The organism is Planctomycetaceae bacterium (assembly GCA_039680605.1).
GTDB lineage: Bacteria > Planctomycetota > Phycisphaerae > SM23-33 > SM23-33 > JAJFUU01.
In genome coordinates this window covers 24,588-43,066 of sequence record JBDKTA010000006.1, presented here as the reverse complement: position 1 = coordinate 43,066, position 18,479 = coordinate 24,588, and the positions used below count along the sequence as shown (strand labels likewise).

Here is an 18,479-nt window from a genome sequence, read left to right as displayed (position 1 = left end):
CACGGGCGTCTCGCCCGTGAGTTCCACGGGCATCCTGCCCGAGGGGAAGAAGAAGGAGCACGGGCGAGACGCCCGTGCAACTCATGGGCAAGATGCCCATGCTACGGACTTATGGCTGAATCGAATACATGTCCGCAGTGCGGCAAGGCTCTGACGGGTGAAACGCCCGGCGGGCTGTGCCCGGCGTGCCTGCTCAAGCGCGGGCTCGAGACCAACACGCAGGGGTTTACGGGCGATGATCAGCAGGGGGCGAAGAACGGCTGGTCGCCGCCGCAGCCGGAGGAACTCGCTGAAGCGTTTGCGGAACTGGACATCATCGAGTTGATCGGGCGCGGCGGAATGGGGGCCGTCTACAAGGCCCGCCAGAAAGACCTCGACCGCCTGGTGGCCCTGAAGATTTTGCCCCCGCAGATCGGCCGCCAGGAAAGTTTCGCCCAGCGGTTCGCCCGTGAGGCCCAGGCGATGGCGCGCCTGAGCCACCCCAACATCGTCACGATCCACAGCTTCGGTTCGAGGCCCCTCACCGCAGGCGGCCAGCCGGGAGATCTGTACTTCTTCATCATGGAGTACGTCGACGGCCTGAGCCTGCGGCAGATTCTCGACGCCGGCACCACCGGCCCGCGCGAGGCCCTGGCGATCGTGCCGCAGATCTGCGACGCCCTGCAGTACGCCCACGACCGCGGGATCGTGCATCGCGACATCAAGCCCGAGAACATCCTGATGAGCCGGACCGGCCAGGTGAAGATCGCCGACTTCGGCCTGGCCAAGCTTGTTTCCAGTGGCATGGGCGTCTCGCCCATGCGTCCCACGGGCGTCCCGCCCGTGGAGGGGCAAGAAGACGGGGAGCACGGGCGGGACGCCCGTGCCACACGGCAAGAGCATGGGCGAGACGCCCATGCCACACGACACGTCATGGGCACGCCGCGGTACATGGCCCCCGAGCAGATGCAGCGCCCGGGCGAGGTCGACCATCGGGCCGACATCTACTCCCTGGGCGTGGTCTTCTACCAGATGCTCACCGGCGAGTTGCCCAAGGGCAGCGAGAAGTTCCCCCCGCCGTCGCGCAAGGTACACATCGATGTGCGGCTGGACGAAGTCGTCCTGCGCGCCCTGCAGCGCGAGCCGACCCTGCGGTATCAGCAGGTCAGCCAGGTCAAGCAGGATGTCGAAACCATCGTCCAGACCTCCGCCGCGCCCGACGCCCCAGCCGATCAAGCCCCCACGCCCGGCCAACGGCCAGGGTCCCAGACGCTGGATGCGAAACAGCAGCAACAGGAAACGTACGAACGCCGCGCGCCGGGCTGGGTCATCCGCTGCAAGACGTGTGGTTTGACTGAGCCTTGGGGCAAGTACGGCGTGCGTCTCCTCGGCAAGGGGCGCAACTGGACGCTCGGCTGGTGCTCGCGCTGCCGCTGGATCCGGTGCCACGTGATCGAACAAGGCGAGGGAGCCAAGGTTGATGCCTCGGCTGCTGCCAGATCTGAGCGGCCGACGCTGCCGCCGCGCGTGGATGCGAAGTTCTCCCGACTGGCGATTGTCGGCGCGGTGTGGGCCGGGCTGGGACTGGTTGGACTGCTGCTGATGGGGCTGGCATGAAAATCCTACTCGTCCTTTCACCGCTGATTCTGGTAGCCGCGACGGCCCCGATTGGGGCGACCATCTGCGGGGCCGTGGCGATTTCCAGAATCCGCCGCTCCGGCGGGGCGATGTGCGGGCTGCCCCTGGCGGTGGCCGACGTGCTGATCTTCCCGCTGCTGCTTCTGGACGCGATCATCTTCTATAGCGCCGCGCTTGGGTTTGGCCTGAGGCACGGCACGATGCAAGAGCAATCAATCTGGGCCTGGTCCGCCTGCCTTGTGTGCATCGTGGCGGACTTCCTGATTGCTCGCTGGGCCTGGCGTGCGGCGAATCGGCCGGTTGCCACGTCGCCTGCCTCCGCTGCGCCGGCGTCTCCAGCCGTGCCACAACCGTCATTCGATTACGCCCGGCAGGTTGTCAAAGCCCCGGCGGTGGGTCTGATCATCGCTGGGGCGATCAACCTGGCGGTGCTGGCGGCGGTGGGGGCGTTCAGCCTGATTAGTTGGAACAACGCCCTGCCTCGCGTGCAGGTGCAGGAAACCGCGAGGGACAGCAGCTACAGGGAACTGCCCGACCAGCCCCGCCCCGTGGCGCAGGTCTCCGTCAGCCGCGGGATGTCCCGGGGCGTGCTGCTGGTGGCCGCCGCGACGATTCCATCGATCATCATCTTCATAGCGGCAATTCGTATGCTGCGCCTTCGCGGCCGCGGGCTGGCCATCGCCGGATCGATCCTGGCGCTGATCGCCGCTCCCGGCAGCATCATCGGTCTGCCCTTTGGCATCTGGGCGCTGGTGGTGCTCAACAAGCGCGAGGTCATGGAAGCCTTCGCGGCTCTACGCGCGCAAAAAGTGAGAAGCCGCGCTTGGGTTGTCATTTTGGCGGTCGTGGGCAGTCTGGCGGTTTTAGCCGGCGCTGCGGGCTTCGTCGGCGTCTACCTCCGGGATCGGATGCGGGCAGCGGAAGAAGATCAACTGTACCTTGTCAAACGATCCGCGTTGGATTCAGATCTCCAGACAATCAACTCTCAAGTGCAGCTATACAAGATACAGCACAACGACCGGCTGCCCGGGCTTCGCGACGGCAATTTTGACGGCGAATGGTTCAAGCTGCAGTTGACCAGACGAACGAACGCAGCGGGGCAGTTAGGCCTGGGTTCCGCCTCGCCTCACGAATACCCATATGGGCCATATCTGGTGTCGCTGCCTGGCAACCCCTTTGTGAATGCCCCTGCTTCCACGGTGGTTAAAGGCGGGCCTGGTTCATCTCCCTGCGATGGAACCAGCGGCTGGTGGGTGAGGACGACGACGGGTGAAGTGTCGCCGAATCACAAAACCGCGAGTCCTTCGGGGCAAGCTTCGTCGCGCCCGCGGCCGCTGGCGCTGCGCGTCAGGGCGGATGGGACGATGACAATCGATGGCAGGGCGGTGACGCTTGAGCAGTGGGAGAAGATGGCTCCGGAGTTTCTGGCGAAGAACCCCGGGGCGGGGGCGGGGATTCATGCTGACGAGGGCGTCAAGCTTGAGCAGTTGCAGCGGGTGGTCGACGTGCTGCGGAGGAATGGCGTGGTGACGGCCTCGATCGGCTACGCCTTGCCGGCGCTGGAGAAGGAGCGGGCGGCGCAGTCGCAGCCGGCCAGTGGGGTGAGCCAGACGCTGCTGGTCAACATCCGCAAGGACGGGGCGTTGGCCGTCGACGGCCGCGAGCTCACGCTGGAGCAGTTGCAGCAGAAGGTTGAGGGCATGGTACGTGACAGCCCGGATCTGGATGTGACCGTGCGGGTGGACGCGGAAGCCCGGCACATGCATTTTGCGCGGGTGCTGGATGTGCTCCGCCGTGCCGGGGTCAAATCATCACGAATAAAGTTTTCGGTTTCTGATCGCCAGTAGAGGCCGTGCCATCCATCCCGATCCGCACTCCCCGTCCCCGAATGCCCATGGCGACCCGCTGCCGCGTGTCGCCATGCCACCCGTCAACCTCTTGTCCCAATCCTCTTAATCCTTCTAATCCGCGTAATCCCGCACTCCCCGTCCCCGAATGCCCATGGCGACCCGCTGCCGTGTGTCGCCATGCCACCCGTCAACCTCTTGTCCCAATCCTCTTAATCCTTCTAATCCGCGCAATCCGGCACTCCCCGTCCCCGAATGCCCATGGCGACCCGCTGCGCGTGTCGCCATGCCACCCGTCAACCTCTTGTCCCAATCCTCTTAATCCTTCTAATCCGCGTAATCCCGCACTCCCCGTCCCCGCCCCGGTCACGGCATGGAAAGGCTCGGCCGCCTAAGCAAAGGTTGACGCACACGGCGGAAACGCGGTATTCTTACTGCTTCTTCATTCGGGAAAGAGAGAGCGATGGAAGAAGCGATCACCAAAGCCGGGGCTTTGATTGAAGCCCTTTCGTACATCCAGCGGTTCCGCGACAAGATCATCGTCATCAAGGTCGGCGGGTCGATCATGGATGACCCCTCGGCCATGAAGGGCCTGCTCACCGACGTCGTCTTCATGCGTACCGTCGGCATGCGGCCGGTGATTATCCACGGCGGGGGCAAGTCGATCTCGGCGGCGATGGAGTCGCTGGGGCTCAAGGTCGAGTTCGTGCAGGGGCGGCGGTATACGGACACGGCGGCGTTGAACGTCGTCGAGCACGTGCTGTGCAACGAGATCAACCGCCAGATGGTCGACGAGATGCAGCGCCTGGGCGCCAGCGCGATGGGGCTGCACACCCTGAGCAGTTGCGTGCTGCAGGGGCAGCGGCTTTACCTGGAGACCGAGGGCAAGAAAATCGACCTGGGCTTGGTGGGCAAGGTCACGCAGGTCAACGCCGCGCTGGTGGCGATGCTGTGTGCGGCTGGGACCATTCCAGTGATCGCCCCGCTGGCGCGCGACGCCAGCGGCGCCAAGCTCAACTGCAACGCCGACACGGCGGCAGGCGAAGTGGCGGCGGCGCTGGTGGCCGAGAAGCTGGTGATGGTGTCGGACACGCACGGTATCCGCACCGATGCGGCCGACCCGGACAGCTTCGCCTCGCTGGTGACCGAAGCGCAGATTCAGAAGATGATCGCTGACAAGACGATCAGCGGCGGGATGCTGCCCAAAGTGGAATCGTGCCTGCGGGCGCTGGACGCGGGGGTGGCCCGCACACACATTATCGACGGACGGTTCAGCCATTCGCTGCTGCTGGAGATCTTCTCCGACCGCGGCGTGGGCACGCTCATTCAGAAATAATCATGATCAAAGACTTCATCAGCCTGACCGACTTCAGTTCGCAACAGCTCTCGCGCCTGCTGCAAAAGGCCCTGGACGACAAGAAGGCCTTCCAGGCCGGGCGCCTGCCGGCCACGCTCGAGCGCAAGACGCTGGCGATGATTTTCGAGAAGCCTTCGCTGCGCACGCGCGTGAGTTTCGAGACGGCCATGACGCACCTGGGCGGGCATGCGATCTACCTGACCAAGAGCGACATCGGCCTGGGGCAGCGCGAGTCGATCGCCGACGGCGCTCGGACGCTGGATCGCATGTGCGACGGCATCATGGCCCGCACGTTCAAGCACGAGTACGTCGTGCAGCTGGCCCAGCACGCACGCGTGCCGGTCATCAATGCCCTGACCGACTACTCGCACCCCTGCCAGGCGATGGCCGACATCATGACGCTGCAGGAGCTGATGGGGGCCGACCTCGCCGGGCGCAAGCTCGTCTTCGTGGGCGACGGTAACAACGTGGCCCGCAGTCTGGCGATGGTCTGTTCGCGGCTTGGCATCGAATTCGTGCTGGCCTGCCCGCGCGGGTATGAGTTCGAGAAAGACTTCGCCTCAAAGCTCGACCCCGGCGCCAAGCTCACGGTGACCGACGACACGACGGCGGCAGTGGCCGGCGCCGATGCGATCTACACCGACACCTGGGTCTCGATGGGGCAGGAGGCGGAAAAGGCCCAGCGCGTCGAGGTCTTCCGCTCGTTCCAGGTCAATGCGAAACTGATGGCCGCGGCTGGGCCGCAGGCGGTCGTGCTGCACTGCCTGCCGGCGTACCGCGGATATGAGATTACCGACGAGACGTTCGAGGCTCACGCCGAGACGATTTTCCGCCAGGCGGAAAACCGCCTGCATTTCCAGCGCAGCCTGCTGGATGTGCTGATCGGGCAGGGCGGGATCGAGTGAGGCTGGTGGCACAGGCTTTCCAGCCTGTGCGGGATGCGCAAGAGGGCCAGCGACAGGGAGCATGGGCGAGACGCCCATGCCACAGGGAGCATGGGCGAGACGCCCATGCCACACGACATGCCCAGATTACGACATGATGGCCGGCGGGCGGGGCAGCTTCGAGCGGTGCGGATCACGCCCAACTTTGTCGGCACGGCCGGCGGGTCGTGCCTGATCGAGATGGGCGGCACGCGCGTGATCTGCACGGCCAGTTGCGAGAGCAATCTGCCCCCGTGGCGGCGCGAGTTGGGGGTAGGGTGGGTCACGGCTGAGTACGGGATGCTTCCGGCGTCGACCGGTCAGCGCAAGAGCCGCCCGGGCGCCAAAGGCGACAGCCGCGCCACCGAGATCCAGCGCCTGATCGGGCGGGCGCTGCGCAACGTGGTTTGCCTGGAGAAGATCGGACCGGTGACGCTGACGCTGGACTGCGACGTGCTCGAGGCCGACGGCGGGACGCGCACGGCGGCTATCACCGGCGCGTACGTGGCATTGTCGCTGCTGGCGGAGCGGGCGGTGGCGGCAGGGAAGTTTCAGCGTGGGGCGATCCACACGGCCGTGGCGGCGGTGTCGGTGGGGGTGGTGAACGGCGAGGCGATGCTCGACCTGGATTACCAGGAAGACTCGCGGGCGGACGTGGACATGAACGTGGCGATGGTGCGCGGGGGCAAGTTTGTGGAGATTCAGGGCTCCAGCGAGAAGCGCCCGTTCGATGCGGGCGAGCTGGAGCGGTTGCTGTCGCTGGCGCGGGCTGGGATTCGACAATTGCTGGCGGCCCAGCGGCGGGCTATTGACGAGGGACTGCGATGAGGACACCACTGTCAAGGATGATGATCGTGCTGGCCGGGGGCGTCATTGCGCTATGCGGTTGCGAACCGCGCAGCATGAGTTGGCAGGGGGAGCGGCTCGCGCCCAAGCCAAAGGATGCCGACGAGGTCACCATCGTCCTGGGTGCGGTGCGAGGGGCCGAGCATTCGCGGCAGGCGGCCCAGTGGCGCGATGAAATCGAGCGCGAGACGGGGTGGAAGAATGTCTTTGTCGTCGACCAGGAAGGCTTCAGCCAGATGTGCTGGAGCAAGTACCCTTCCATCGAGGCAGCCCGCAGCGATCTCAAGAAGGCCAAGGAATATGTCCGCAGCGATGGAACGAACACGTGGAAACCGTTTATCAGCGCGGCCATCCAAGTGCTTCCGGGCAAGCCTGTCGGTCCGCCGGAGTGGGACCTGACCCAGCAGAAGGACCTGTACGTCTATACGGTCGAAGTGGGCGTCTTCTACGACATGCCCGAGAGGACCATCGAAGGAACCAACCAGAAATACGTCGGACGCAAGCAGTTTGCCGTCGATTTCTGCAAGGAGCTGCGCGACGCCGGATTTGAGGCGTACTACTTCCACGGTCCCAGCCAGTCGTCGGTGACGGTCGGGCTGTTCCCGCGAACGTCGATGCAGGAGACGCCCGTTGACCAGGGCGACGGCGTGAAGCGCCCGCCGGTGCTGACGATCATCGATGAGCGCATCAGGAAGATTCTGACGACCGACCGGTTCAAGTACCTCTGCGTCAACGGCAGACAGGAACTGGTCCTGGCGAAGGACCGCAACACCGGTCAACCGACCAAGGTCGCCCGTCCATGCACGGTCCTGCAGATCAGCAAGCCCAAGACGCCCGCCGCGCCCGCGACCCCGGCAGGGCCCGCCAACCGCAACGACCTGATGACGCTGCCATGAGTGCCACGGCGCAACAACGAATTGTGGCCGCCACGCGCAACGGCGGAAAGCTGCGGGAGATCAAGCTCGCCTTGGCCGCGGCGCCGGTGGAGATTCTTTCGCTGGAGGCCTGGCCGGACCTGAGCGAACCGGTCGAAGACGCCCCGACCTTCGCGGAAAACGCGGCCCTCAAGGCCCGCTATTACGCCGCCGCCACGGGGCAATGGTGCCTTGCCGACGACTCGGGGCTGGTCGTCGACGCCCTGGACGGACGCCCGGGAGTTCACAGCGCTCGCTATGCGGCCGGCGATTGCCCCGCCGGGTCTGCCCGCGAGGCGATCGACCGAGCCAACAACGCCCGCCTGCTGGCCGAGTTGGAGACCGTCGACGACGCGAGGCGCACCGCCCGCTTCGTCTGCAGCTTGGCGCTGGCCGATGGGGACAGGATCGTCCTGACCGCACAGGGTAGCGTCGAGGGCATCATCATCCGCCAAAGGCGGGGCGAGAACGGCTTTGGCTACGACCCGATCTTTCTCGTGCCCGAACTGGGGCGCACTGTCGCCGAGCTCGACGGGCAGACCAAGAATCAGATCAGCCACCGGGGAAAGGCCCTCAAGCAGCTCGCGCAGATGCTGGAACAGATGACCTGAGCCGCCGCCGCTGGCGGCCTGGCAGCTTCTCAGCCTGTTACGATGGGTTTCTTGCGGAGCAGTTTCGTCACTGCAATAACCGCAGCCGCCAGCGCGTAGATCGCCACCGGCGCCCACCACTGAGGCCTGGGCGGAGCATAGTCGCGGATGCCCGAAATGTCATACATCAGCCCGCTTTCGTGCCAGACGTACCGCAGCCCTTCCACCGACCAGATGCTGTAGAGGCTGTTGGGATAGATCGCCGCCGCCAGCGCCGCCTGGCGAACGGCCGGCGTCTGCAAAAGGCTCGGCGCCCACAGCGGCGACGCCATCGCCGCAATCAGGATTGCTCCGCTCAAAGCCGCCAGCGCCAGGCGGGCGCCGCGCCCCCGCGCCAACCGGGCCATCGCGACGGCAAAGACGCCCATGGCCGCCAGGATCAAGTAGATCTGCACCCCCGACAGCAGCGGCAGGGGCGTAGACAGGCACAGCACGATCAGAATCCCCCCGGCGGTGTCAATAACGGTCCCGCCACGCAGCAGCGCGCCGATGCCGTCACGGGCGCCGCAGGCCATGGCGCCGCACGCCAGGGCGACCCAGACGCCCGACACGGCAGGGATCGAAATCAGCAGTGACCGCTGGGGCAGCCCCGCCAAGTGCAGCGCAAGGTAAAGCCCCCCCAGCAGCGTCGCGGTCACGGTGGCGGCGGCGAGGCAGGCCCTGCCGTCGCTGTCCCAGTACCGCCGGCTGGCGGATGGGCGCGGGGAGTCGCCGGTCTGTCCGGGGGAGATCATTTATCGGAGGCTCCCGCGGGGGCTGCCGCGCCGGCCGGTTGCGTCGTGGCGATGTATTCTGACCTGGCCTGGCGCAACTGGTGGGCATAGCGGGTGAGCAGGTCGAGTTGGGCGCGGGTAAAACGAATTTCCTGGTCGAGTTGCTCGAGGGTCTTTCCGGACTCCTCGACGGGGTCGATGACTGACCGCTGGGCCTGGGCGAACTTGTCCTGCCAGTTCTTGAGGGTCTGAGTCTCCTGGGCGGTGGTGCGCGGCAGCATGCCGGCGTTGAGGATGGGGTGCTCGACCAGGATGTCGAAGATGCGACCGACTTCGATCTCGCGGCGGACCATCGCGATGTCGTGGGCGGTCGTGTACGGGTCGCATCGCAGAACGACCTGGCAGCGGGCATGATCGTTTGCGAGTTTGCGAGCCCACTGGGCGAGGGAATCCAGCGGCACTTCCCGCCCCGACACCTGCGCGGCGCCAAAGCGGTTGATGTGAACGGTGGCGCGGGCGTCGGCGGCTTTTTCCTCGCCTGCCACCGCCGTGATGACGATCTGCACCGGCGTCGTTAGCGGCGGAATCGCCGCGGTGTTGGCCTGGTAGGTCAACTGCGCGTTCTTGTCGGAGCTCTCGAAGGGCACATCGATCACGGCCGCGGCAAAATTGGCGATCGAAATCACGTCGCCGTCAGAGTCGGCCCAGTACGTGCCGTCCGAGAGCATGTCGGAGCCGACGAAGATCCAATGGCGGGGCATGGCCGCGTTCTGCTGGTTGCCCGTCGTCGAGAGCCACGCGGTCGGGTCGGCGGTCTGGACAACGCCATTGGCGTCTTTCCACCGCAACTGGACGTTCAGGCGGGCGCCTCGCGGGGGCAGCATCATGCCTTTGCCGTCGACGGGGGACTCGTAGTACTTGGCCGCTTTTCCGGCAGTCAGCCCCAACGCCAGCAGGCCGGCGTGAAGGTGAGCCGCCTGGGCCTGGGTGGCCAGCAGGCTCTCGTGCTCTTTGCTTTTGGCTTTGCAGACCAGCAGTTCCAGTTGCCCCTCGCGAAGGACCACTGTGGCGTCGAGCGTGATCTGGCGGGCGGTCAGGTCCACCTGCAGGTGGGGGAACTTGAGGACCTTGGGCGGGGCGGGCTGGGTCGTCGTCTGGGCCGGCGCAGCGCCGGCCAGCGCCAACAGCAGCGATGCGATCAGGGTGTGGTGGAGTGCTGTCATGGTGTCAGGTCTCCCGGGCAGCTTGTGCGGCGATGTCTGCGTTTATCATAACAGGTTGCCGCCAAATAGAACACCCAGACGCGCCCTTGCCCACAACCCAGGCGGACAACATCGAAAGCGGTTGGCGGCCGGACTCTATAAAAAAACCGGGCCGCGACGGAGGTCGCGGCCCGGTGGAGGGGCGTCTATGTCGCCAGCAGGATCAGGGGAAGGCCAGCTCTTCCTGTTCCTTCTGGATGATGATCTTGGGCTTGACGAGGATCAGCAGCACGTCGTCATCGCGCGTCAACGAGCGGTTGCTGGTCAGGCGGTTGAGGATCGGGATCTTGCTGGCGATCGGGACGCCCTCTTCGCGGGTGGCTTCGCCGGCGCGTTTGAGGCTGCCGAGCATCAGTGTTCCGCCGTCGGGGCAGGTGACGGTGGACGAGATTTCGCTGTTGAGCGTGGTGGGCAGTTCCATGGCGCTGATGGTCTGGCTGCCGGTGGCGGGGTCGGTGAAGTTCTGCAGCGTCAGGGTGCGGGTGGACCCGGTGGAAATCTGAGGCCGCAGCGTCATGGTGACATAGCGACGATCGTCGGAGATAACCGCCTGAACGTCGAGCATGGTTCCGGTCTGGAGGTCGGCGGTGGTGACGGTGGCGGTCTGGTTGAGCCCGGATGAGCCGTCGGGGTTGGTGATGATCTGCCGCGTGAGGGTGAAGTTGTCGACGTAGGTCTGCGTGCGGACCAGGGCGATGTACGACCGCTGTCCGTTGAACAGCGTGATGCGCGGAGCGGTCAGGGTGCGGGTGTGGGCGTCGGCCTGCGTGGCCTGAAGCAGGAAGTTCACCGTGAGGTCGTCGATGAAGGTGTTCTGGATCTGGAAGGCCACCGGGACGCCGCCGGCGGCGCCGATGTCGAGCCCGACGCCGGTGCTGACGTTGTGGGCCCAGGAGATCGGCGCCCCGCCGAACGTCAGGTTATTCTGCAGGTCGCGCAGCGTGTCGGTGTTGTCGATGCTGACGGTGGCCTGGAAACCGATGCGCTGGAGGAAGCTGGCCCGGACCTGGATGAACCGCGCCTCGATGGAGATCTGCATCGCCCGTGCTTCGCGAAGCTTGCTCAACAGGGCGGCGATGGCATCCTGGTTCTTGGTGGTCTGGGTGATGACCAGTTGTCCGGCCATCGGGGCGATGCCCGTCTCGTTGTTGTTCAGCCACGAGTTGGGGTCGATGGTCTTCTTGATCAGTTCCACGATCTCGTTGGTCATTTCCTCGGTGGTCTGCTCGACGGTGGTGCCCAGCGCCTGCTGACCGCCGACGGTCGTGCCCAGCCCGCCCAGCCCGCCGGCGCCGGTGTCGGTGGAGGTCTGGTTTCCGGTGTTGCTCGCCAGTTGCAGGCGCGGGCCGGTGAAGATCGGAGCATTGATCAACAGGTCGCGGATGTCGTACACCTGCGTCTTGCGGTGTTTGGGGTCGGCCGCCAGATCGTCGCTGGTGGAGATGGTGATCACCCCGTCATCGAGCGCCCAGTCCAGGCTGGCCGAGGCGGCCAGATTGTTCAGGATCGTGCGAAGTGCCTTCTCCAGCGTCACGTCCTGAAGTTGAATGTTGATGGTGGTGTTCTTGCTGATGCCCACCGCGGCCATCGCGTTCCATCGCGGGTCGATGCTGACGCCCGAGACGTCCTGGAGGAACTGAATGACGTCCTTGAAATCGATGTCGTCGAACTTGAGTTCCTTGATGCGTTCCTTGAGGCGTTTGCGGACGGCGCGGTCGCGTTCGGATTCGGTCATGGCCGTGACGCCCCACTGCTTGCGGCGTTCGGTCAGCTCGCGCCAGTCGCGGGGATACTGCAACTCGTTCCACCACGGGGTTTCGGCGCGTTTCTGTTCGATCATGAGGTTGTTGTGCTGGTACTCGAAATCTTTGGCGACTTGTTTGTGCTCGGCCAACAGCATCGCCTGGGCCAGCCATTCCTGCTCTTCGACCGCCCATCGGTTGCCCGGGTCCAGCGCCAGGATCCGCTGAACGGTGTCCAGGGCGGGCTCGAACTTCCGCTGGGACTTGAGCGTGCGGGCCTGGTTCATCAGGGTCGCGATGAGCTGGCGGCGCTGGGTGCGCTCGCGGGCGACGCGCTGCTCTTCGATCTTGCGCATCTCGGTGATCTGCTTCTGGGCCCGCAGGGCAGTCCACTGCGCCTGGCGGTTCTCGATGTGCTTGAGCTGCCCGTCGATCTGGGCGGACTTCTGGCGATATTCCACCAGGGTGAAAAGTTCCTTGCTCTTGTTGAGGGCGTCCATCGCCAACTGGGCGGCGTTGGTGGCGGCCTTGAAGTCGTCGACGCTGTCGGCGCGGGAGAGGGCTTCGTTGCTCAGGCCCAGTTGGCGGTTGATTTCCAGCTCGACCATCTGGCGGGCGACGCGGCGCCGGCGTTCGAGTTCGGTGATCGGGGTCGATTCCTGTTCGGTGTCCATCAGACCGTTGGCGAACTGCAGTTGCCGCCGAGCCTCGGGCATGTCGGGGTCAAGCTGCAGGGCGCGTTCGAACAGGCTCTTGGCCTGGGCGGGCTTGTTATCGTCCAGGGCTTGCTGGCCCTGGCGGAACAACTGGCGGGCTTCCATTCGCCGCGCGGCCACGGCGGCAAGCAACTGTTCGCTCTGTGCCGGCGCCGTGGCGGGGGCGGTGGTGGGCGCCTGCGCGGGCGCGGCGGCGGGAGCGGGCTTGGCGGCGGCAGAGGCGACCTGCTTGCGAGCGATCAGCGCCGCCTGCTGCGAGGCGTGCTGGCGCTGGCTGGGCGGCAGGAAGGCGCTGGCGGCGGCGGTCTGGAAGTTCCGCTCGGCCACGTCCAGCTTGCCGCTCTTGAGAGCCTCCTCGGCTGCGACGAGGGCTTCGGTTGCGGCGGCCTGGCCTTTGATCGCGCCGTCGATGATGCTCAGGCGATCGTTGAGGGCGGCGCGGTCGGTCTTGCTCAGCGCCTCGGCATTGACCTGCAGCAGCGTGGCCTTGGCCTGGCGATAGCTGTGCGACCTGAACTCGCCCAGGCCTTTGTCGAGCAGCGATTTGGCGTGGTCGGCCCGATTGTCCTGAGCCCAGGCGACGCTGGACAAGGCGATCAATGCCGCCGAAAGGGCTACGCGGAGTCCGTTCCGGATAGACACAAGGAAACTCCTTTTCTCTTGCGCGCAGACGCCGATACAAGGGCCGGCGGCCGCAGTGCGTCTAGTTCAATGCACATACACTACACCATATGTTTTCGGCAGTAAATCAAGAACTTTCTGAGAGAAAAGTATTTCAAAAAAAACCCGGACGGGGAAGACCCGGATTAACCACAAAGGCAGGAACACGCCAGGAGGACAACGACGTGAACGGGACGCGTTCGAAGAGTGCAGAATTTACGCGATTAGAAACAAATTCAGAGGATCAGGATCAGGACCAGGATGGAGCATGTCGCGATGCGGGAACGTAAGCGATCTTCATCCGGGCGGGTGCCCCGCCGCCGCGTCTGAGAAGAAACCGCGTCGAGCAAGCTCGACCGCTACCGGTCGAGCTTTCCCGCACTGGCGATCTCCGATCGTTGGCGCAGTGCGCTCAATTTATCTTCGGGCGAAAAAAAAAGGCCGCAAGTCCCGGGGGACTTGCGGCCTTGGCGTGCAGTCGGATCGATCAGGGGAAGGCGGTCTGCTCTTCTTCCTGAGGGATGATGATCTTGGGCTTGATCAGGATGATCAGCACATCGTCGTCACGGAGCTTGCTGCGGTTGTTCGTCAGGCGGTTGATGATGGGGATCTTGCTCAGGATCGGAACGCCCAGTTCTCGTTCGCGTTGTCCGGCCTGCTTGAGCCCGGCCAGCAGCAGCGTTCCGCCGTCGGGCACCGAGACGGTCGTCTCCAGTTCGCTGGTCAGCAGATCGGGCAGTTCCATGGCGTTGAGGAGCTGGTTGCCCTGCGCATCGCCCAGTCCGGCCAGGGTGAGCGTACGGGTGCTTCCGGTGCTGATCTGAGGTCGCACCGTCAGCGTGACGTACCGCCGGTCGTCGGAGATGGTGGCCTGGACGTCGAGCATGGTTCCGGTCGACAGCACGGCTGTCTCGACGGTGATCTGCTGCTGAGTGGCGGTCGTCCCGGCGCTGACGGAGGCCTGGGTGAGGGTAAACTGCCGGACGTAAGTCACCTGCTGCTGGACCATGATGTAGGAACGCTGCCCGTTGAACAGCGTGACTCGCGGGGCGGTCAGCAGGTGCGAGTGGGCGTTGGCCTGGGTGGCGCGGATGAGGAAGGCCACCGTGATGTCGTCGACGATGGCGTTGTTGATCTCAAACGCTGTCGGCGGCGCCAGGGTCGAGATATCCAGACCGATCTGCGTGGACCCGGGGTTCAGCGCCCAGGCGAGGTTCCCGCCCAGCGGGGCGGTGGCCGGTCCGATCACCAGCGGATTGGTCAAGGTCGAGAAGAACTTGGTGTTGCTGAGGGTGATGCTGGACTCGACGCCGATCATCTGCAGGAAGCTGTCGCGGACCTGGATAAAGCGGGTCTCGATCGAGACCTGCAGCGCCTGGGCCTCGCGAAGCTGGCTGAGCAGTTGGGCGATCTTGTCCTGGTTCTGGAGGGTCTGCATGACCACCAGTTGCCCCTTGATCGCCTGGATGCTGGCTCGCTGGGAGTCCTGCCAGGTCTCAGGGGCGATGGTCGTCGTGATGAGATTGGTGATGCTGTTGACGATCTCTTCCTGCGAGACTTCCTCGCCTCCGGTCCCCAGCGCCTGCCCTCCGACGCCCGCGGCGTCGGTGGCCAGGCCGCCGCCCAGTCCCGTTCCGGTGTTGGCGTTCTGGTTACCGGAGGTGGTGCCCAGGCGCGGACCGACGAACATCGGCGGGCGGATCATCATGTCGCGGATGTCGTAGACGCGGGTCTGGCGGTACTTGGGGTCGCCGGCCAGGTCGTCGGAGGTGGAGATGGTGACCACGCCGTCGTCGAGCACCCACGACAACTGCACCGAGGCGCCCACGCGGCCGAGAATGGTGTCCAGGGCCTTGGAGAGCGTCACGTCCTGCAGGTGGACGTCGCTGACGGGCGTGTTGCGGCTGATGCCCGCCGCGGCCAGGGCGTTCCATCGCGGATCGATGTTGACGCCGGAGACGTCGTGGAGGAACTGGATGACGTCCTTGAGCTCGATGCCGTCGAAGCGGAGTTCTTTGATGCGCTGCTTGAGCTTCTCGCGGATGGCGCGGTCTCGCGCCGATTCCTCGCCGGAGGTGACCTGGTATTCCTTGCGACGTTCGCTCAGCTCGCGCCAGTCCCTGGGATAGGCGATCTCTTTCCACCAGGGGATCTCCGTCCGCTGGGTGTCGATGAGCACCTTGTCGACGGCGTAGTCGCGATCCTTGACCGCCAGCTTTTCGTCCTGAAGCAGGATGAGCTGGGCCAGGTCTTCCTGTCGCTCGAAGGCCCAGCGATTGTCGGGCTCGATCGCCAGGACGCGTCGAACTTCTTCCAGGGCCTGGGGGTACTTGCCGGCATTGCGCAGCTCGCGGGCACGGGCCATCAGGGTCTCGACCTTGCGTCTCTGGTCGGCCAGTTCGGTGGCGACGCGCTGCTTCTCGATCTGCTGGAGTTCGAGGTTCTGCTGGGCCAGTCGTTTCTGCACCCACTCGTTCTGGCGCATCTGGATGAAGCGAATCTGGTTCTCGATCACCGTGCGCTTGTCGTTGAACTCTTTGCGGCTGTACAGGTCGCGGTTGCTCGTGAGGCGGTCCATGGCGACCTGGGCTTCGTTGAGGGCGGTCTTGAAGTCTTCGGCATCCTTGGCGCGGGCCAGCAGTTCATTGCTGCGTCCCAGGGCGGCGTCGATCTCGACGTCGTTGAGCTGGCGCGCCACGCGGATGCGGTCGGCGAGGCTTCCCACCGGCCCGCTGGGGGGAGTCTGTCCCGTCAGGTTCTGGGTGAACTGAAGCTGGGCCTTGGCTTCGGTCATCGAAGGGTCCAGTTCCAGGGCCTGGACGAGGAGCTTGCGGGCCTGGTCGGGTTTGTTGGCTTCGAGGGAGGCCTTGGCCTCGGTGAATAATTCGCGGGCCTTGGCGGCGCGGGCGATCTTCATCGCGGCGCTGCGCTGGAGCGGGGCGTCCTGAACCGTCACGGCCGGCGCGGTGGTGGGGGCGGCCTGGGAGGTCTTGTCCAGACCCGCAAGTTTTTCGGCGGCGCCTTGGCGTTGAGCGGGGCTGAGGAAGTGGCTGTTGGCGCAGCGCGTCAGCAGTTCCCTGGCCTTGGTCAGGTTGGCGGACTTGACGGCGGCGTCGGCGGCGACAAGCGACTCCAGGGCGGCGGCCTGGCCTCGAATGGAGGCGTCGACGAGACCGAGGCGCTCGTGGAGGATGTTCTTGTCGCTGTCGCTCAGGGCCGCGGCGTCCACGCGCAAGAGCGTGGCCTTTGCGGCGGCGTACTCGCGGTTGCGATACTGCTCGAGCCCTTGATTGAGCAGGACGGTCGCGGGACTTGCGGGGGCGTCCTTGCCCAGGGCGGGGGCGGCCAGAGCGGCCAGCAGAACCATCGTCACCGTTACGCGGAATCCATACCGGTCAGACACGTTGCAACTCCTTTATGCACGTCCAGCATCCGGCTGCGTCAGCCGCGGTTTGGCGCATTAGCGCTCAAGTACGGACTGGCTGCCGCCGGAAGAGACTGATTCCATTCAAATTACTGTTACTCTTTTTCGGCACAATCCATCGTCATGTCTGAGCGAAAAGATAGTACCGTAAAACCGGCTGCAAGGAAAATATTATCAGAATTTTCCTCGGGCAGAACCGGCCGCGGGTGACGAGCAGCGCCGGCCCGGAGCGAGAGAGGTAAAAAAGAAGCGGCAGATCGCTCTGCCGCTTCATGAGTCGTGGGTTAATCGGGCCGCTAACCGGCGGCGGGTTTCCAGCCGCCTCCGGCCGGCGCCGGTGGTACGTCCGGTGCCGGCGGGCCCTTGGGAGCGGGCCTGGCGGGAAGGCCTGCCGGGGGCGCGGCGACCTTAGGTTCAGGAGCGAGTTCCTTGAACTCGCGTTCATCCACCGCCAGCAGGCGCGACTTGAGCTTGTTGTCCTGCGAGAGGTAGATCATCTCGGCCGTGCGCGTCGGGACGCCCTTCTTATAGACGGTCTTGTTGAAGTCGACGCTGATGATCACCGCGCCGGTGCTGTAGTCGATGGTGGTGGGCTGTTTGCCCGTGCTTCGGACCGGACCGCCGATCATCTGTCCGGGGGAGACGTTGAAGCTCTCAATCACCTGATTGCCCATGTGGCGAGTCATCACCGCCACGCGAACCCATCCGCGGATGGGGTTGCTGCCGACCAGGAAGAACTGCGTTGTGCGCGGCACGCCCACCGGCCCCGACCACGCCGACCAGTCCGTCGCGATCGACGCCACGCCGGCGTTGGCCATCACGTATTGCGGGTTCGCCTCGCACTTCTTGGGGTCGAGAAACTTCTTGTTCCCGTACAGCGGGTTGAGCAGGTGCAGCCGCATGCGGTAGCGGTAGAACTTATCCGGGGACAGGTTGTCACGAAACGCCCAGGCGGCCACACTCTCCTGCGCCGCGGGAGGCAGCTTGATCCGGTGGGGCTGCCAGCCCTGCCCGCCGGGACCGAGCACCTCGTAATACGGCGGATGCATGATCGCGTTCTGCACGTCGGTGCTTGCGATGGCATCGACGGCCTTGGCGACTTCGGCGTCGTTGGTGCCGTCGTACTTGGGCAGGGCGGGAATCACCAGGGCCTTGCCGTCGGGTCCGGCGATGGCTGGACCGTCGCTCTTGAACGTCTGGGGCTTGCTCCAGGGTTTTCCGGGCTCGGCCTCCTGGTATTCCATCTCGACGCTGAGGATCACGGGCTTCTTGATCGTGCGGTCTGAGTACTTGAGGCGGCTGTTTTCCCAGTCCTGCTGCAACTTGACGATGGGGAAGGCCACCTGCAGGTCAGCGCCGACGATCTCAACGGGCGTCTTGTCTTTCTTGGGGATTCGGAAGTCGCCGGCCGCCTCGGTCTTGAGGATCGGCGGGATCTTGCTGATCAACTCGGCCAGGTCGGGATAGATCGGGGGGGTACCGATGTTCGCGTTGACCTCCAGGGGCGGGTTGCCAATGGCCAGGTCGACCATCGCCTCGGCGGCCGGAGCCTGCTGCAGACTGCTCAGCAGGATGTCGTACCTGGGCAGGGCGGGCAGCTTGATGTTGGCGTCCTTGACGTGCCTTTCGGCGGCGGCGGCCTTGTCCGCCAGCGACTGGTCGACCTTGCTGGGAGGCAGATTCTCGATGCTCCTGGGGCTGGAGATCACCCAGTAGGAAAAAGCAAAGATCGCGATCAGGGCGCAGACCGCCAGCACGATCTTCTCAACATGAGCTTCGAGGGTGTTTGCATTATCGAGGGTAGCCAT

12 protein-coding genes are annotated in these 18,479 nt (G+C 65.0%); 7 read left to right on the top strand and 5 right to left on the bottom strand.

Going from position 1 to position 18,479, the window contains the following annotated elements:
* Positions 1–111: 111 nt before the first annotated feature.
* From ABFD92_01895 to rdgB, 7 genes are all read left to right on the top strand, one after another.
* Positions 112–1,596, top strand: coding sequence for a serine/threonine-protein kinase (locus ABFD92_01895; GenBank protein MEN6503268.1), 1,485 nt, complete (start codon positions 112–114; stop codon positions 1,594–1,596).
* Positions 1,593–3,464 carry a biopolymer transporter ExbD gene (locus tag ABFD92_01890; protein MEN6503267.1) on the top strand — a complete coding sequence of 624 codons (1,872 nt, stop codon included), beginning with the start codon at positions 1,593–1,595 and terminating at the stop codon, positions 3,462–3,464. Before ABFD92_01895 ends, ABFD92_01890 begins: the two co-directional genes overlap by 4 nt.
* Positions 3,465–3,927: 463 nt before the next feature.
* Positions 3,928–4,800 carry an acetylglutamate kinase gene (gene argB / locus ABFD92_01885; protein MEN6503266.1) on the top strand — a complete coding sequence of 291 codons (873 nt, stop codon included), beginning with the start codon at positions 3,928–3,930 and terminating at the stop codon, positions 4,798–4,800.
* 2 nt (positions 4,801–4,802) lie between these two features.
* Positions 4,803–5,726: an ornithine carbamoyltransferase gene (gene argF / locus ABFD92_01880; GenBank protein MEN6503265.1), complete on the top strand. Its 924-nt coding sequence runs from the start codon at positions 4,803–4,805 to the stop codon at positions 5,724–5,726.
* 33 nt (positions 5,727–5,759) lie between these two features.
* Positions 5,760–6,572 (top strand): ribonuclease PH, encoded by an 813-nt coding sequence (gene rph, locus ABFD92_01875; GenBank protein MEN6503264.1) that lies wholly within the window; start codon positions 5,760–5,762, stop codon positions 6,570–6,572.
* A complete protein-coding gene (locus ABFD92_01870) occupies positions 6,569–7,486 on the top strand; it encodes a hypothetical protein (GenBank protein ID MEN6503263.1) in 918 nt (305 codons plus the stop codon). Before rph ends, ABFD92_01870 begins: the two co-directional genes overlap by 4 nt.
* On the top strand, positions 7,483–8,115 hold the full coding sequence (gene rdgB / locus ABFD92_01865) for an RdgB/HAM1 family non-canonical purine NTP pyrophosphatase (protein ID MEN6503262.1): 633 nt from the start codon (positions 7,483–7,485) through the stop codon (positions 8,113–8,115). The genes ABFD92_01870 and rdgB overlap by 4 nt, the downstream gene beginning before the upstream one ends.
* A gap of 29 nt (positions 8,116–8,144) precedes the next feature.
* Here the strand turns inward: rdgB and ABFD92_01860 are convergent, their stop codons facing one another.
* The 5 genes from ABFD92_01860 to ABFD92_01840 all read right to left on the bottom strand — a co-directional run bounded on the left by ABFD92_01860 (position 8,145) and on the right by ABFD92_01840 (position 18,479).
* The gene (locus ABFD92_01860; protein MEN6503261.1) at positions 8,145–8,888 is read right to left on the bottom strand and encodes a hypothetical protein; all 744 of its coding nucleotides are present in this window, start codon (positions 8,886–8,888) and stop codon (positions 8,145–8,147) included.
* Positions 8,885–10,090 (bottom strand): YdjY domain-containing protein, encoded by a 1,206-nt coding sequence (locus tag ABFD92_01855; protein ID MEN6503260.1) that lies wholly within the window; start codon positions 10,088–10,090, stop codon positions 8,885–8,887. The genes ABFD92_01860 and ABFD92_01855 overlap by 4 nt, the downstream gene beginning before the upstream one ends.
* A gap of 202 nt (positions 10,091–10,292) precedes the next feature.
* Positions 10,293–13,229, bottom strand: a complete 2,937-nt coding sequence (locus ABFD92_01850; GenBank protein MEN6503259.1) for a hypothetical protein — start codon at positions 13,227–13,229, stop codon at positions 10,293–10,295.
* Positions 13,230–13,734: 505 nt separating this feature from the next.
* Positions 13,735–16,650, bottom strand: a complete 2,916-nt coding sequence (locus ABFD92_01845; protein MEN6503258.1) for a hypothetical protein — start codon at positions 16,648–16,650, stop codon at positions 13,735–13,737.
* A gap of 317 nt (positions 16,651–16,967) precedes the next feature.
* Positions 16,968–18,479, bottom strand: coding sequence for a hypothetical protein (locus ABFD92_01840; GenBank protein ID MEN6503257.1), 1,512 nt, complete (start codon positions 18,477–18,479; stop codon positions 16,968–16,970).

Excerpts from the sequence above, each read along its gene's own strand:
- rdgB (MEN6503262.1), top strand. The coding sequence starts at position 7,483 with ATGAGTGCCACGGCGCAACAACGAATTGTGGCCGCCACGCGCAACGGC.
- argF (MEN6503265.1), top strand. The coding sequence starts at position 4,803 with ATGATCAAAGACTTCATCAGCCTGACCGACTTCAGTTCGCAACAGCTC.
- argB (MEN6503266.1), top strand. The coding sequence starts at position 3,928 with ATGGAAGAAGCGATCACCAAAGCCGGGGCTTTGATTGAAGCCCTTTCG.
- ABFD92_01860 (MEN6503261.1), bottom strand. The coding sequence starts at position 8,888 with ATGATCTCCCCCGGACAGACCGGCGACTCCCCGCGCCCATCCGCCAGC.
- ABFD92_01840 (MEN6503257.1), bottom strand. The coding sequence starts at position 18,479 with ATGGCTACCCTCGATAATGCAAACACCCTCGAAGCTCATGTTGAGAAG.
- rph (MEN6503264.1), top strand. The coding sequence starts at position 5,760 with ATGCGCAAGAGGGCCAGCGACAGGGAGCATGGGCGAGACGCCCATGCC.
- ABFD92_01870 (MEN6503263.1), top strand. The coding sequence starts at position 6,569 with ATGAGGACACCACTGTCAAGGATGATGATCGTGCTGGCCGGGGGCGTC.
- ABFD92_01855 (MEN6503260.1), bottom strand. The coding sequence starts at position 10,090 with ATGACAGCACTCCACCACACCCTGATCGCATCGCTGCTGTTGGCGCTG.
- ABFD92_01895 (MEN6503268.1), top strand. The coding sequence starts at position 112 with ATGGCTGAATCGAATACATGTCCGCAGTGCGGCAAGGCTCTGACGGGT.
- ABFD92_01890 (MEN6503267.1), top strand. The coding sequence starts at position 1,593 with ATGAAAATCCTACTCGTCCTTTCACCGCTGATTCTGGTAGCCGCGACG.